This window comes from Bradyrhizobium sp. WSM2793 (assembly GCF_000379585.1).
Lineage (GTDB): Bacteria > Pseudomonadota > Alphaproteobacteria > Rhizobiales > Xanthobacteraceae > Bradyrhizobium.
This window is the reverse complement of the sequence record NZ_KB902809.1, coordinates 12,406-26,884: the sequence shown is the minus strand read 5'-3', so window position 1 is coordinate 26,884 and position 14,479 is coordinate 12,406. Positions and strand designations below refer to the sequence as shown.

12 protein-coding genes are annotated in these 14,479 nt (G+C 63.5%); 5 read left to right on the top strand and 7 right to left on the bottom strand.

Annotated features, from left to right (window positions below; translation table 11 throughout):
* Positions 1-39 precede the first annotated feature (39 nt).
* Positions 40-666: a FecR family protein gene (locus A3AS_RS0133525; protein WP_312009933.1), complete on the bottom strand. Its 627-nt coding sequence runs from the start codon at positions 664-666 to the stop codon at positions 40-42.
* Between the two features lie 440 nt (positions 667-1,106).
* On the opposite strand from A3AS_RS0133525, the gene A3AS_RS0133520 reads away from it, so the two are divergent.
* Positions 1,107-5,207, top strand: a complete 4,101-nt coding sequence (locus A3AS_RS0133520) for a VCBS domain-containing protein (protein WP_198293746.1) — start codon at positions 1,107-1,109, stop codon at positions 5,205-5,207.
* A gap of 22 nt (positions 5,208-5,229) precedes the next feature.
* On the opposite strand, the gene A3AS_RS0133515 is transcribed toward A3AS_RS0133520, so the two are convergent.
* The 5 genes from A3AS_RS0133515 to fliL form a co-directional block, all read right to left on the bottom strand.
* The gene (locus A3AS_RS0133515) at positions 5,230-5,427 is read right to left on the bottom strand and encodes a hypothetical protein (protein WP_018321856.1); all 198 of its coding nucleotides are present in this window, start codon (positions 5,425-5,427) and stop codon (positions 5,230-5,232) included.
* A gap of 603 nt (positions 5,428-6,030) precedes the next feature.
* Positions 6,031-6,795, bottom strand: coding sequence for a MotE family protein (locus A3AS_RS0133505; RefSeq protein WP_018321854.1), 765 nt, complete (start codon positions 6,793-6,795; stop codon positions 6,031-6,033).
* Between the two features lie 9 nt (positions 6,796-6,804).
* Positions 6,805-7,242, bottom strand: a complete 438-nt coding sequence (locus A3AS_RS0133500) for a DUF6468 domain-containing protein (protein WP_018321853.1) — start codon at positions 7,240-7,242, stop codon at positions 6,805-6,807.
* Entirely contained in the window at positions 7,239-8,441 is a 1,203-nt protein-coding gene (gene fliM, locus A3AS_RS0133495; RefSeq protein ID WP_018321852.1) for a flagellar motor switch protein FliM, read from the bottom strand. Before fliM ends, A3AS_RS0133500 begins: the two co-directional genes overlap by 4 nt.
* A 30-nt stretch (positions 8,442-8,471) precedes the next feature.
* Positions 8,472-8,972, bottom strand: coding sequence for a flagellar basal body-associated protein FliL (gene fliL / locus A3AS_RS0133490; RefSeq protein WP_018321851.1), 501 nt, complete (start codon positions 8,970-8,972; stop codon positions 8,472-8,474).
* Positions 8,973-9,349: 377 nt separating this feature from the next.
* Here fliL and flgF point away from each other — a divergent pair, with 377 nt between their 5' ends.
* Genes flgF through flgH form a run of 4 tightly spaced genes read left to right on the top strand, consistent with a single transcriptional unit; the run spans position 9,350 to position 12,846 of the window.
* Positions 9,350-10,114 (top strand): flagellar basal-body rod protein FlgF, encoded by a 765-nt coding sequence (gene flgF, locus A3AS_RS0133485; RefSeq protein WP_018321850.1) that lies wholly within the window; start codon positions 9,350-9,352, stop codon positions 10,112-10,114.
* A gap of 16 nt (positions 10,115-10,130) precedes the next feature.
* The gene (gene flgG, locus A3AS_RS0133480; RefSeq protein WP_018321849.1) at positions 10,131-10,919 is read left to right on the top strand and encodes a flagellar basal-body rod protein FlgG; all 789 of its coding nucleotides are present in this window, start codon (positions 10,131-10,133) and stop codon (positions 10,917-10,919) included.
* A gap of 22 nt (positions 10,920-10,941) precedes the next feature.
* A complete protein-coding gene (flgA, locus tag A3AS_RS0133475; protein ID WP_026202628.1) occupies positions 10,942-12,075 on the top strand; it encodes a flagellar basal body P-ring formation chaperone FlgA in 1,134 nt (377 codons plus the stop codon).
* A 9-nt stretch (positions 12,076-12,084) separates the two neighbouring features.
* Complete coding sequence (flgH, locus tag A3AS_RS0133470; protein WP_018321847.1) at positions 12,085-12,846, top strand: flagellar basal body L-ring protein FlgH; 762 nt, start codon at positions 12,085-12,087, stop codon at positions 12,844-12,846.
* Between the two features lie 134 nt (positions 12,847-12,980).
* Here flgH and A3AS_RS0133465 read toward each other — a convergent pair whose 3' ends face one another.
* A complete protein-coding gene (locus A3AS_RS0133465) occupies positions 12,981-14,147 on the bottom strand; it encodes a PcfJ domain-containing protein (protein WP_018321846.1) in 1,167 nt (388 codons plus the stop codon).
* Positions 14,148-14,479 lie beyond the last annotated feature (332 nt).

Genomic DNA, 14,479 nt, shown 5'->3' with positions numbered 1-14,479 from the left:
CACTGCGGCGTCACGGCGGCTTCGGGCCAAGCAAGTTTCTCAGCACCCCCGACAGATGTTGAGCCTCCGATTGAGGCTTCGATCGGGCTCCGGCGCCGCGGATGTCGACGGCTTCTTCAAGAGCTTGCTCTTGCCCTCTTCGATCAGGGTCGAAATTTTGACTGACCCATCGTCCGAAATCTCGACATGCGGCGTCGTGCCTCGAATCCCCAGCGTGGCGACGGGAGTATCGACCTTCATGTCGCCGGTCTTTGCGACCCCGCCCGCAACAAAAGTGAACGTTCCCTTGGCGAGATTGAACAGAGTCGCATTGGACTTGCCGGCCGGCTCATACACATAATGATCCAGCACCATACGGGCGTTGCTCGATAGATTGAACGAGCTGCCGTCGGTAAAGTTGATGCCGACGCGGCCGTCGGCGCCGGTGTACACCACGTCACCAAGATATACCGGATCACCCGTGTTGGTGCGGCCAGGGTCACTCGACACATTCGCCTGAACAATCACTGCGCCCGCATGTTCGATCGTGACCGAGCCTGAGACCACCACCACCTTCCCAATCGGTTTCGGCGATGAGGCCGCGACGGCGGGCTTGGCGGAATCGCTCTGCGCTTGAGCCGCGCTCGGCGAGAAATTGGCAAGCGCCAAAACAAGACCAATCGCCAAAGCAGCTATCGTAGGTCTGCACATGATCCCCCCTTTCTGAGAAGATCTTGTCGCTATCGGTGGCCCATTTCTTGAACCGCGTAGCGCAGCCACAGCAAATATAATTGTTGTTTAATTCTATTAACCAGCCTAATTTATCTCCGGCGCTACGCAAGCGCCACAAATTAAATGCGTTCCGTTTGTCAATTTAATCACATTGGCGGGAGGGGGCACGGCGGGAATGGCGGTACGCGTCGCCGTCCCCCCGCGCAATGCGTCTCTCTCGATCAGACTTGATTATTTCGGCGGGCAAGCCTTCGGGCTGCCAGCGCCCAGGAAATTTTGTCCCTTGGCGAGGGCCCGAGCAGGATTATGGCAGCACGCCGAGCCTGAATCGATCACCCAGGCGNGGNCGAGCCATGTTAGTTGCATCCGGCATCCACGCTGATAACGGGGCCACCATGGCCCTGCCCGTCGAGCTCATCGGCCACATTCATACTGCGGTCGGTTGCTGTGCGCTTACGCGAGCGAGCGGTGTCGCTACACAGGCGGTAGCTGGTGCGCCTATCTACCGGGGCGACGTGCTGGAAACCGATGCCGACGGGCGGATCACAATTGGCTTCATCGACGGTACTTTTTTCAACATCGCCTGCGGCACTCATGTTGTGCTGAGCGAGTTCGTCTTCGACGTCGAAGGCATGCCATCTGCAGCCTTGTTCGACGTGACCCGAGGGAGCTTCGGTTTCGTACCGGGCCGGCTGGCGGAAACCGGAGCGCTCCGGCTGAATACGCCCATTGCAGGCATTCGCGCCCGGGGCCACGCGGGCGGTTTCGGGATGCTGACACTTGCAGCATTGACTTTCTCGGCCGCGCAGAATGCCGAGGCCGCGGATCCGGATGTCACATTCCTGGATGACGACTCCATTACCTACAAGGACCTTGCGCACGGCGCATTTGAGCTCGTGACCAAGGAGCGGGTCCCGCGACACATCATCGTCGAAGATCCCGGCGAGACGATCGTCATCAAGAAGGTGGGATCCACCATCAGCGTCAATCAGGTCGCGAATACGGCGGCTCGCATGGAGGAATTGCGCGCCGCCCAACAGGATGTGCTCGCCAATCTAGGAGAACAAGGGCCCCGTGGCTCGAGCACGCCTTTCTTCGTCAAACCCCAGCCACTGCAGCCGATCAATTTCATTCAGCCGGATGCGCCCACGCTGCAGATCTTGCCGACCACGTTGCCACCCATCACTTTCGCGCTGGTGGACCCTGTACCGCCGACTCTCAGCACCGGGGCTGGGCCAATCGAGCTCGATACGGTCGTGTTTGACACATTCACGGCGACGACGGGAACCTTCAGTGCCAGTAGCACCAGCGGCGGTGGCAATCTGACCTTCGGCATCGTCGGGGCCAGCGCCGGCAGTACGGTTCTGGATGGAGTGACGTACGATCTGTCGAAGACAAGTTCCTACGGGATTCTCTACGTCAACAGCACGAGCGGCGCTTATACGTTCGTGCCCGACAATGCCGCAATCAACGCGCTGAAGGCGCCTACGACCGACGGTTTCGTTATCACCGTCTCCGATGGACTCACCTCCGTCACCCAGACCTTCACGATCACCATCAACGGTGTCAACGACGCCGCAAACATCTCCGGCACCACGACCGGTTCGATCATCGAGGCTGGCGGCATCGCCAATGGAACGCCCGGCACGCCGATTGCGACCGGCACCCTTTCCGATACCGACGTCGACGATCCGCCCAATACGTTCACGACCGTAAGCTCGCCAACATCGAGCACCGGTGGCTACGGCACCTTCACGATGACGGCCGCCGGCGTGTGGACCTACACCTTGGACAATGCCAACCGCGCAGTGCAGGCACTCAATGCCGGCGAGACGCTGACCGACAGCTTTACGGTGACCTCGATCGGAGGCACCCCACAGGTGGTGACGATCACCATCCACGGGACCAGTGACGCGGCGATCATCTCCGGTGAGACGACCGGTGCAGTTATCGAAGCCGGCGGCACCGCCAATGCAAACCCCGGCACACCCATCGCGACCGGCACGCTCACCGACGTCGACGTCGACACCACCGCAAACGCCTTTACGCCCGTCAGCTTGCCCAAGGCAAGCGAGGCGGGCTACGGCACCTTCACCATGACGGCAGCGGGCGTGTGGACCTATACGCTCGACAACGCCAACGGGGCAGTGCAGGCGCTCAATTCAGGCGAGACGCTGACCGACAGTTTTGCGGTGACCACGCTGGACGGAACCGCTCAGGTGGTAACGGTCACCATCCATGGCACCAACGATGCTGCCGTCATTTCCGGCATGACGACCGGCTCGGTGACCGAGGCTGGAGGCCTTGCCAACGCGGCGCCCGGCACTCCGAGCGCAACCGGCACGCTGCTTGCGGCTGACGTCGACAATCCATCCAATACATTCACGGCAGTGACCTCGCCGAAGGCAAGCATCAGCGGTTTCGGCACCTTTACGATAACCGCCGCCGGCGTGTGGACCTACACGCTCGACAACGCCGGCGGCGCGGTGCAGGCGCTCAATGTCGGCGGCACGCTCACCGACAGCTTCACTGTCACGACCCTCGACGGTACGCCGCAGGTGGTGACGATCACCATTCAGGGCAGCAACGACGCCGCGCTCATTTCCGGCACCACGACCGGCTCAGTGACGGAGGCGGGAACTTTCTCACCCGGCGTTCCCATCGCGACCGGCACGCTCACCGATACGGACGTCGACAACGCTCCGAACACGTTCACCGCAGTCTCCTCGCCGGCTGCGAGTGACGGCGGATACGGCACCTTCACGATGACCGCAGCCGGCGTATGGACTTACACCCTCGATAACAACAACACCGTGGTTCAGGCGCTCGATGTCGGCGACACCTTGACGGACACCTTCTCGATAACTGCCATCGACGGTACGTCACAGACGGTGACCGTCGCCATTCATGGCGCCAGCGACGCAGACCCGAACGATTTTGATAATTTGGCCACCGGATCTGCCGTGATCTCCGATCCCCCCAACGTGTATGGAACGCCGGGGAGCGAAACCATTGCCGGCGGCGGCGACACAGGTCAGATCATCTACGCGGGAGCCGGCAGCGATACCGTCAACGGCACTGGTAAAGCCGACGTTCTCTACAGCGGATCAGGCAATGACACGATCAAAGGCAATGATGGGGATGACACCATCTACGGCGGCTCGGGCAGCGATACCATCAACGGCAACAACGGCGCCGACACCATAACCGGTGGGTTTGGTGCGGACCAGCTCACTGGCAGCAATGGGAACGACCGTTTCGCTTACTTGTTCGTAGCCGATTCCAACGCAAGCCAGTTCGACACCATCACCGACTTTGCATCGGGAGCGGACAAGATCGACTTGACCGCCATGGGCGCGCTTGGGTTCGCCATATTGGCATTGAGCTCAACCAGCACGGCCGTGCCGGCACATACGATCGCCTGGCTCTATGACAGTGCGGCGAATGAAACGATCGTGTACGTCAATTCAACGGACCAGACCCTGCACGTCGGCGATTCCAGTCTGCTCGAAATCCATTTGCAGGGCATCGCCACCATCGACGCGTCGGACTTCATCACGGCGCCGGCAGCGGCACCTGCGACGGCGGTTGCCGGCGATCTGCTCGACCTCATCGCAACCTCGCAGGGTGACGCGACCGCCGTGATGACGATCACTTCCGAAGGCTTGTCCGACTCCGGCAGCGCCGACGGCACGCTTCTCGCTGCAGAGAGTTCGACCATCCAATCGACCGAGGCGACCTACAGCCTCGATTCGAACTGGGACCAGATCGGACAGGCCGAATATTCCAGCTTGTCCAGTTCAGACGAAACGCAAACGCTCGCGACCGAAACGCTCCGCAGCGACACGGCAGCTCCCTCAGCCAGCGGACTGTCTTTGATCGTGCAGCACGTGATCCCACTCACCGAGGCCAGCTTTGTCTTCAACAACCCGACCGGGTTCAAAAATGGCGCGGTTGTCGCAAGCGGCCAGATGCCTGACGTCGCCATGCTGAATTTTGCCCACGACGCCGCCGGACAGCACGCCGGTAGCGGGCTTGCGCTCGGACACGATGCAGGGAATGACGGCGTCGCGTCATCAAGAGGCGCCGCCCAGGCGGCTCATGCCCATGGTTATACCAGCGGTGAAACGGCAGACACGACGTTCAACCCAAGCCTGCTGAACCCAAGCCTCCTGAAGTCATCGACCGGCGGTGCCAACCATTCGTTCTCAAGCGGGGCGGACCAGCACAACCCCTCCCTGGAAGCGTCTGGATCAAAGCCTGCCAATCCGCTTCAGCTCGGCGACTCGTTTCGGTTCAGGGATGACGCGTCGCAAGGCTCACTGCACGGCGCAGTGTTGGATCATCTCTCAGACTTCGTCGGTCATCACGAGCACGCTGGGGAATTCCATGGATCCGAGCCGGCATTCATGCCTGAAGCATCGCCGTCCGATGTTGATCCACCTTTCCCGGCAGGTACCGTTCACGGCCATGTGTCGCACGATCTGATCGTGTGACGGCCTCAAGCCGATTGCGGCTTCAATGTTGCTTGCCGGCGCCTTCCGGTGCCGAGGAGCTGTCTTCGTCGAGAGAAGATTCATCATCGTTGCCGTCGTCGCCTTCTGGCGGCTCTGCATGCTGATGGCTGAGGGCGGATGTCCACGCCGATGTCATCGCCGCGATGAGCAGCCGGTTGAGGGCCTCGATGACGCGTTCTGCTGCGGACGAGTAGTTCATGGCCTCCTCCTGCGCTGCCGATTGCGACTAGCCAAAGCGTAGGACCGGGCCTTGAGCGCCACTGTACGCCACTTCACACCTGCGCGCGTCAACTCATCGCAGTCTCAGAAGATGCCGCCAGCTTCGACTGCATCCGCCACGGGAGCTTGATCTGCCGCATTGAGGAGTTGCTGAGCGCGCCCACTCACAACCTTCGGGGCGTTGCAGTTCGCGCGCGACTCTGACTCAGATGTGACCTCGGCGATGCGAATCGCATTGGTTAGCTTTGGGGGTAATCAATGAGCGGAGAAGCCGGTTGCATTGTGTGTAGCAGGGCAAGAGCGGTCGTAGCGATCGTTCCGATCGCCAGAGGATATGCCCTGAAAATATACGAGTGCTCCTGTTGCCATAGCACCCTGCAGCTCGTGACTCGCGTCACGAAGGCAGCGCTGATCAAGCAGCAGGCCGATACTCTTCCTCAGGTAGAGAAGCAGTTGCGCCCGCCTGTTCGCAGGGTGCAACAGGTCTTCGCGAGCTAGACCCCGCAAGGCCTCTCGCGGGGCGCCAGTCGAACGACCACGCGACAACGCGCCGGGTCGCGAAAGCGCGCTTCGCCTCGCGCCCTCAATTCGGCTTTTGCGTCGGCTTGCCGTCGATCTTGGGCAGCTCCGCCGCCGAAGCCGACTGATCGCCGCCGCCATTGGCACGGCGGGCCATCTCGACCGTCAGCTTCTCGGCGGCCTCCGGCGACATCAGTCCCATGATGTCCGACATCTTTCGCGGCGCGATCGCCGAGGCGATCTCGATCAGCACGCCCATCTCGAGCCGGTCGAACACCCGTGCGGCGTCCTTAGGCTTCATGCCCTCATACATGGTCACGAGGCCCTTCATGCGCTGGGCTTCGGCGGCCTTCTGCTCGGCCTGCGTCGCGGAGATGCGGGTTTCCACCGCCTTCATCTCCTCGACCTTGCCTTCGATGCGCTTCTCGGCCGACTTCAACAGACTCTCGCGGATGTCGATCTCGCGCTGGCGGGCCTCGATCTCCTGGCGGCGCGCCTGCAACCGCTCGAGGATCGCGCGCTCGGAGGCCGAGACCTGCGGCTGGGCTTCGTCGACCTTGACCACGGTGCCTTCCGGCTTGGTCTCGGGCGCGGCGGGCTTGGGCGCTTCCTTCGGCGCGCCATGAGTCGAGCCGGTGATGATCTCCGGCTCCTCGCGGCCGGTCGGGAAATTCAGATTCTCCTGCGCCCAGGATTTCTTGGCCTGGTTCGGCTTGTAGTCGAACACATAGCCGCCATTGATCACGAGGCCCGCCACCTTCAGCGTGGCGAGGCCTGCGACGGCAACCAGGACGACCGGGATGACGCGGATGTTACGAAAGGACTTCATACCCTGACTTTATGCGGCAAGGCCATTGGATCGTCGGCGTTCGGAGAAGGCTTCGGCCGCAGCCGCCACCGCCTTCGCCGTCGACGGCTTGGCTGCGGGCGCAACGACCGTTTCCGGAGGGCGCGCCGCGATCGCGATCTTGGACAGCCGCCGCACCACGTTGTCGGCCTCGCCGAGCTGCTTGTAGAGCTGGTCCGACATCTGCGTCGCCGCGGCGAGCTGGCTGCCGAGGTTCTCGTTGACGTCGCGCACCGCCAGCTTCAGCCCGCCGATCGCGCGCTCGGCGATCTCGGTCGCGGTGATCAGCTCGCCGATCACCGCCTTCAGCGAGTGCTCGTCCGCCTTCAGCCGCGTCAGCCGCTTGTTGAGCATGACGCAATAAACGATCGTCAGCATCAGCAGGATAGCCACCAGCGTCTCGATCGCCATTCCCAGGGAGTGGTTCATGGGGCCTCCATCATCTTGTTCTGCTCGTCCACCTTCTCGAACATCGCAAGTGTCGTACTTGGCTTGCGCAAGGGTTTCGTTACGCGGATGGCGACGCGGTCGCCGACCCGGCCCATCCGCCCTTCGGTCAGCGTGACGTCGCCGCAGCGCACGGTGACGTTGGCGTCGGCGCGCATGTCCAGCGGCAGGGTGTCGCCGACCTTGAGCCGCATCAGCTGCTTGAGCGGGATGTCGGCCTCGTAGAGCACGGCATCGACGGCGATCTCGGCCTGCACGATCTCGGTGGCGAAATGGCCTTCCCAGACCGGGTCGCGGCCGAACTTTTCGCCCATGAACATCTGGAGCAGGACGCCCCGGATCGGCTCGATGGTCGCATAAGGCAGCAGCAGCTCGATGTTGCCGCCGCGGTCCTCCATGTCGATGCGCAGGCGCACCAGGATCGCGGCATTGGCGGGACGGCTGATCGCGGCAAAACGCGGGTTGGTCTCGAGCCGGTCGATCGTGAAGGTCACCGGCGACAGCGGCCGGAACGCCTGCTCGGCGTCGGCCAGCACCACCTCGACCAGCCGCTTGACCAGCTCGGTCTCGATCGTGGTGTAGGGCCGGCCCTCGATGCGGAGCTGGCTGGTGCCGCGGCGGCCGCCGAGCAGCACGTCGATCATCGAATAGATCAGGTTGGAATCGACCGTCGCCATGCCGAAGTTTTCCCACTCCTCGGCCTTGAAGACGGTGAGGACGGCGGGCAGCGGGATCGAGTTCATGTAGTCGCCGAAGCGCACCGAGGTGATGCGGTCGAGCGAGACTTCGACGTTGTCGGAGGTGAAATTGCGCAAGGATGTCGTCATCAGCCGCACCAGGCGGTCGAAGACGATTTCGAGCATCGGCAGACGCTCGTAGGAGACCATCGCCGAGTCGATAATCGCGCGGATGCCGGAATGGTCGTCCAGGGTGACGTCGCCGACGGTGAAGCCGAGGAGATTGTCGATCTCCTCCTGCGACAGCACCCGCTCACCGGAATTCTTGCCGCTGCCGAGATCGCGGCTGCCGTCCTCGACCATGGCCGCCCATTGCAGGGCCATGGTCTCCGACAGCTCGTTCTCGGCCGCAGCCTTCGCGGCCTCGGCGGGATCCTCGGAATCGAGCGACGCCTCCCATTGGGCGGCAATCGCATCCTGGTCCATTTGCTCGTTGCCGGCCATGACGCTAGCCCATCACCTTCCGCAGCGTCCTCACTGGATCACGACTTCCTTGAACAGCACCGCGCTGACCTGGACCGGGGCAACCGCCGCGTTGACGCGCTTGGTCAGCTCCTCCTTGAGGCGGAAGATGCCGGCGGAACCGTTGAGGTCGGAGGGCCGCAGCTCGCGCACATAGGTCTGGAAGATGTCGGTGACGCGCGGCATCGTCGGCTTGATCGCCTCGATCTGCTTCTCTTCCTTCAGCTCCAGCACGATCTTCAGCCGCAGATATTGCACGCGCTCGCCGGGCGCGCCGGCAAGGTTGACCATGATGTCGGGGACGTCGACGAAGGACGGCGGCTTCGGCGGAGGCGCGGCCTCGGCATGATGCTCGTCGTCGCCGTGCCGGAAGAAGAAGAACCAGGTCGCAGCGCCGCCGCCGAGAACGGCGAGCAGGCCGACGGCCATGATGATGAGCTTGAGCTTGTTCTTCGGCGGAGCGGCTTCCGCGCCTTCGGCAGCTGCGCCGCCTTCCGCTTCATTCTCTGCCATGGTCGCCGCGCCCGGATCTCTCAAAGGGGTCGAAAGAGCGAAGCCTTAAGACAAGGACGCGATACAAATGCCCCGGCGCAATGCGCTCCTCTTCATGGCAAACGCTACGGTAATAATGGTTAACGGAATCTTTCAATTGGGCCTCCACTAGGAAAAATCTGCCGGGCAGACATGGCTAACAGAACCTTTCTGCCGCCCTCCTGCGCCCCTTCGAAATCAGCAAGCCACTGAAATTACGAAGTTTTCCAGGTTGGCACGGCTTTCGCTGAGAAAGGGCCGAGACCCGACGGTTTGGGAGAACCCGACGGTCTCGTTCACGGGGTCCGCCAAGGCGCTTGGGAGAGCGAAATGGCAGATCCGCTCAGGGGAGATTTCCGATGCAGAACGCGCTTCTGATCGGCTTGTCACGGCAGATGACGTTGGAACGGCAGATGGATGTCATCGCCAACAACGTCGCCAATGCCAACACCAACGGCTTCAAGGCCGACCATTCGCTGTTCGAGGAGTACCTCAACTCGAACGCGCGTGAGGACAATTTCATCGGCGCGGACCGCCGTGTCTCCTATGTGCAGGACCGCGGCACCTATCGCGACATCGGCCAGGGGCCGATGGAGCCCACCAACAACCCGCTCGACATGGCGATCGACGGCAACGCCTATTTCGCGGTGCAGGCCAATGGCGGCGAGATGTTCACCCGCGACGGCAAGTTCTCGCTCAACTCGACCGGCCAGCTTGTCACCCCCGACGGCAATCTGGTGCTCGGCACCGGCGGGCCGATCACCTTCCAGCCGACCGATCACGACATCAACGTCGCGCCCGACGGCACCATCACGGTGCTCGAGGGCACCGCCAAGACCGACTCGATCCGCGGCAAGATCCGCATGGCCTCGTTCGACGATCCGACCAAGCTGACCAAGCTCGGCGCCAATCTCTATGCCGCCGGCTCCGCCACCCTGCAGCCCGACGCCAAATCCAGCAGCGTGCGCCAGGGCTATGTCGAGAAGTCGAACGTGAATTCGGTCGGCGAGATGACCCGCATGGTCGAAGTCATGCGCAGCTACACCGCCATCGCCAATCTGCTCCAGCAGCAGAGCGACCTCCACAAATCGGCGATCGAGAAGCTCGCCGACGTTCCGGCCTGATTGAGGGAGAACTGACATGCAGGCGCTTCACACCGCAGCGACCGGAATGGCGGCACAGGAACTCAACGTTCAGGTGATCTCCAACAACATCGCCAACCTGCGCACCACCGGCTTCAAGAAGCAGACCGCGGCGTTCCAGGACCTGATCTACGAGCACGTCCGCCGCGTCGGCGCGCAGGCCTCGGACCAGGGCACCATCCTGCCCGTCGGCGTCGACATCGGCGGCGGCGTCAAGACCGTCGGCACGCCGCGCAGCATGACGCAGGGCACGCTGTCGCAGACCGGCAACGATCTCGACCTCGCGATGTCCGGCGAGGGCTTCTTCAAGATCCTGATGCCCGACGGCACCTACCAGTACACCCGCGACGGCACCTTCCAGATGGACAATCAGGGCCGCGTCGTCACCGCCCAAGGCAACCCGGTGCAGCCGAGCATCACGATCCCGAACAACGCCTCCGGCATCAGCGTGAGCGAGCAGGGCCAGGTCTCGGTGACGCTGCCGGGCTCGTCGACTTCTACGATCGTCGGCCAGATCGGCGTGACCCGCTTCATCAACAAGGCGGGCCTGCAGCCGGTCGGCAGCAACCAGTTCACCGAGACCCCGTCGTCCGGCCCGCCGCAGGACGGCACCGCGAACTCCGAGGGCTACGGCAAGATCACCCAGGGCAGCCTCGAGCAGGCCAATGTCGACGTCGTCTCGGAGATGAGCGACCTGATCGCCGCCCAGCGCGCCTACGAGATGAACGCCAAGGTGATCAGCGCCGCCGACCAGATGATGCAATCGACCACGGCGCTGTTCCGCTGAGGCCAAGACTGAAGCAATGATGATGATCCGCACCACCCTCGCCACCATCTCCGCCCTGCTCGCGCTGGCCCTGCCGGCAGCGGCCGCGGACGACTTCATCGCCTCGCCGACGCTGCGCGCGAGCGTCACCGTGACCTCGGACGTGGTGCGGGTCGGCGATCTCATCGACAATGCCGGTTCGGCCGCGCTGATCCCGGTCTACCGCTCGCCCGATCTCGGCACCACCGGCACGCTGACGGTCGCGCAGGTGCTGTCGGTGCTCCGCGCAAAGCAGGTGATCGGCGTGATGACCGGCGACCTCAAGGAGGTCCAGGTCACCCGCCTCGCCCGCACGCTCGCGAACAAGGATCTCGAAACCGCCGTCGCCTCGGCGCTCGAGCGCCGCTTCGGCCTCGGAGACGCCGCCAACATCACCGTCACCTTTGACCGCGGCGTCGCCGAGATGCGGCTGGATGCCTCCAACTCCGGCACGCTCCAGCCGGTCGCAACCCGCTACGACGCCCGCAGCGGCCGGTTCGACATCGCCTTCGAGATTGCCAACGACAGCAATCCGACCGCGACCAAGCTGCGCTTCACCGGGACCGCGATCGAGACGGTGGAAGTGGCCGTGCTGACGCGCGACATCGAGCGTCTCGATCTCTTGAAGTCCTCCGACGTCACGCTGGAACGCCGGCCGAAGGCCGAGGTCACCGGCGAGCCCGCCTCGCGCGACCGCAGCATCGGCATGCAGCTGCGCCGACCGATGCGCGCGGGCACCCCGCTCCGTGCCGCCGACATCGTCAAGCCCGATTTCGTGGTGCGCGATCAGAACGTCACCATCATCTACCAGGTGCCCGGCCTCTATCTCACCTCGCGCGGCAAGGCGATCGAGAGCGGCGCCGAGGGCGACACCGTCAGCGTGCTCAATGTGCAATCCAAGCGGACGCTGACCGGCGTCGTCACCGGCCGCGGCCAGGTGACGATCCAGGGCGCGAGCCAGTCGGCACCGATGGCGCCCGCGGTCGAGCAGACTTCCTCGCTCAAGCGCGATGAGGCGCCCGTCCCCGTCGACACCGCAGCCCTCGTCCGGAACCTAGTGCAGGCCCCCGCCTCGCCGGCCCAGATCGCACAAGCCCAGATCCCGCAAGCTCGCGTCTCGCAAGCTCAAGCCAAGTAAGAGTTCGTCATGTCCGCTTTCAGTTCGGCTTACCGTCTTCGTCGCATAGCGATCTCTGCGCTGCTGCTGGCCAGTTGCGCGCTGGGCGGCTGCTCCTCGATCGACCGCCTGTCGCAGATCGGCGAGCAGCCGAAATTGTCCGCGATCGACAATCCGACGGCGCAGCCGGGCTACAAGCCGGTGCAGATGCCGATGCCGAAGCCGGAAGTCGCCTCTTACAATCCGAACTCGCTGTGGCGCAACGGCAGCCGCGCCTTCTTCAAGGACCAGCGCGCCCGCCAGGTCGGCGACCTCCTCACGGTGACCGTCAACTTCACCGACAAGGCCAACATCGCCAACGAGACCCAGCGCAGCCGCACCAACTCGGAAAATTCTCAGGTCACCGACTTCCTCGGCGCGAAGACGATCACGCAGGCCAACAAGATCCTGCCCGGCAGCCTCCTCACCGCCGGCTCCACCGCCTCCAGCGACGGCAAGGGCTCGGTCAACCGCACGGAAGCCTTGCAGACCAACGTCGCCGCGGTCGTCACCCAGGTGCTGCCGAACGGCAATCTCGTGGTCGAAGGCAAGCAGGAGATCCGCGTCAATTACGAGATCCGCGAGCTCGTGGTCGCCGGCATCGTCCGCCCCGAAGACATCCAGAGCGACAACACCATCGATTCCAGCAAGATCGCGCAGGCCCGCATCGCCTATGGCGGCCGCGGCCAGATCACGGACGTGCAGCAGCCGCGCTACGGCCAGCAGGTCATGGACGTGCTGCTGCCCTTCTAAGTCTCTTCAAGAGCTCCCACATCGTGTTCGCGAACCTAGGCGCGAACGACGATGTACGACGCGGCCCTCGCTAGCTCCCCTGGCGAGGGCCGCATGTATTTTGCCTGCGCCGCGGAAAGCGGCGCAGGCAACTCTCACAGCAGCATGATCCCGCGTGCTTGCGCCCACCGCTCCAGGATCTTGCTCTCCTCCGCGAGCGGCGGACGGTTTGCAAACCCGCGAACCTGAACCGCCCGGGAACGGGAATCCAGCTCGATGGTCAGCAGCCGCTGGACGTCGCCCGAGGCACGGCGACGGAGCGACCAGATCGACGCCTGCCCGGCAATGCACTTTGTCGCGTAAGAGGCAACGCAGTGGCGCATACCCCGCGTCTCGGCCACGAGATCGGCTGCGGTCCGCAACTGGACCACAACATACTCTTCACGCTTGGCCCGGTCCTTGGACGACCTGGTCCATGACCAGTCCGCAATCGCTGCACCGAGCCAACGCTCCTCGATCTGCTCGGGCCTTGCTGCCAGCCCTCGCGCACGGTTTCGCGCCGCCTCGGCGCGACGGCGTGCGGCCTCGATACGAGCGATCGCATCGAGATCGCGATGCCATTCGCGCATCTGCCGACCAAGCGAGATCAGTGAACGCCCCTTGAGGATGTACTCCGGATCACGCCGGTGGCAATCGGCGAGGTAATCGTGGAAGTCATCCATGTCCTCGACCGTGGTGGGATGCGCGCAGAAGAAGCGCACCACCTCGCGCCAGAAGCGATTCTGAGCGCGCGGCGTCTGCGTGATCCTGGTGCGTGCGATCCGCATCGCAATGGCGGGATCGTTCGCATAGGATCGCGCGATCGCCTGCCAGATCGCAGCCTCGAAGCCAACGCTCCCCAACGGATTGAGGAACGCATGGACCTCCTTGCGAGACAGCCATTCGGCCGCACCGGCAGTGTAGAGCGAACCGCCGCCGGCCGCCGCGATATACCAGCGCTTGCGCAAATGAAGCTCGCCGGCGCCCAGTCCCGCGCCGTCGATCCAGATCTGCTCCAGATGTTCTGCGACAGGATAGCGCGCGAAGAGATAGCGAGCCGCGGCAAGACGAAGACGCGCGGCATCGCGAGTCTTCATCCGCGGCTTCCAGGCCTCGGCATCGCGCACGATGTCGGCCTCGAAGCCACGCCTGGCCTCGTAGATCGCGGTCTCGAAATCCGGTGGAGGACGCGTCCGCTGCGACACATGCCGCAGCGACAGCTCGTAGGCTTCAACCCGCGCGCGCTCGGCCTCCCGCCGGCGCTGAATCAATGAATGTGCCATTGTCGTTCAACATGATTGGATGACTGTCAGCCGGACGCAGTGAGAGCGTCGGCACGGAGCGTGTCGATCGCCACAGACTGTTCACGGCTGGTCTCCTCATTGTTGAACGCGCAGGTTGAATGGGACGGGGCTCATAGACCCGATCGCCGGCGGGCGCAAGATATCTCTGTCGGATGGAGACAGAAACTGCACATCACCAGAGAGGCTCGCGACATTTTGGCAACGCTGTCGCCGCACGCGGTCTTTGCCAGCGGCTCGTCCGCCGAAGCTCAAAGAGCGAAGGCGGAAGCGAAGCAATCCAGAATTGCTCCGCCAAGGGGTTCTGGATTGCT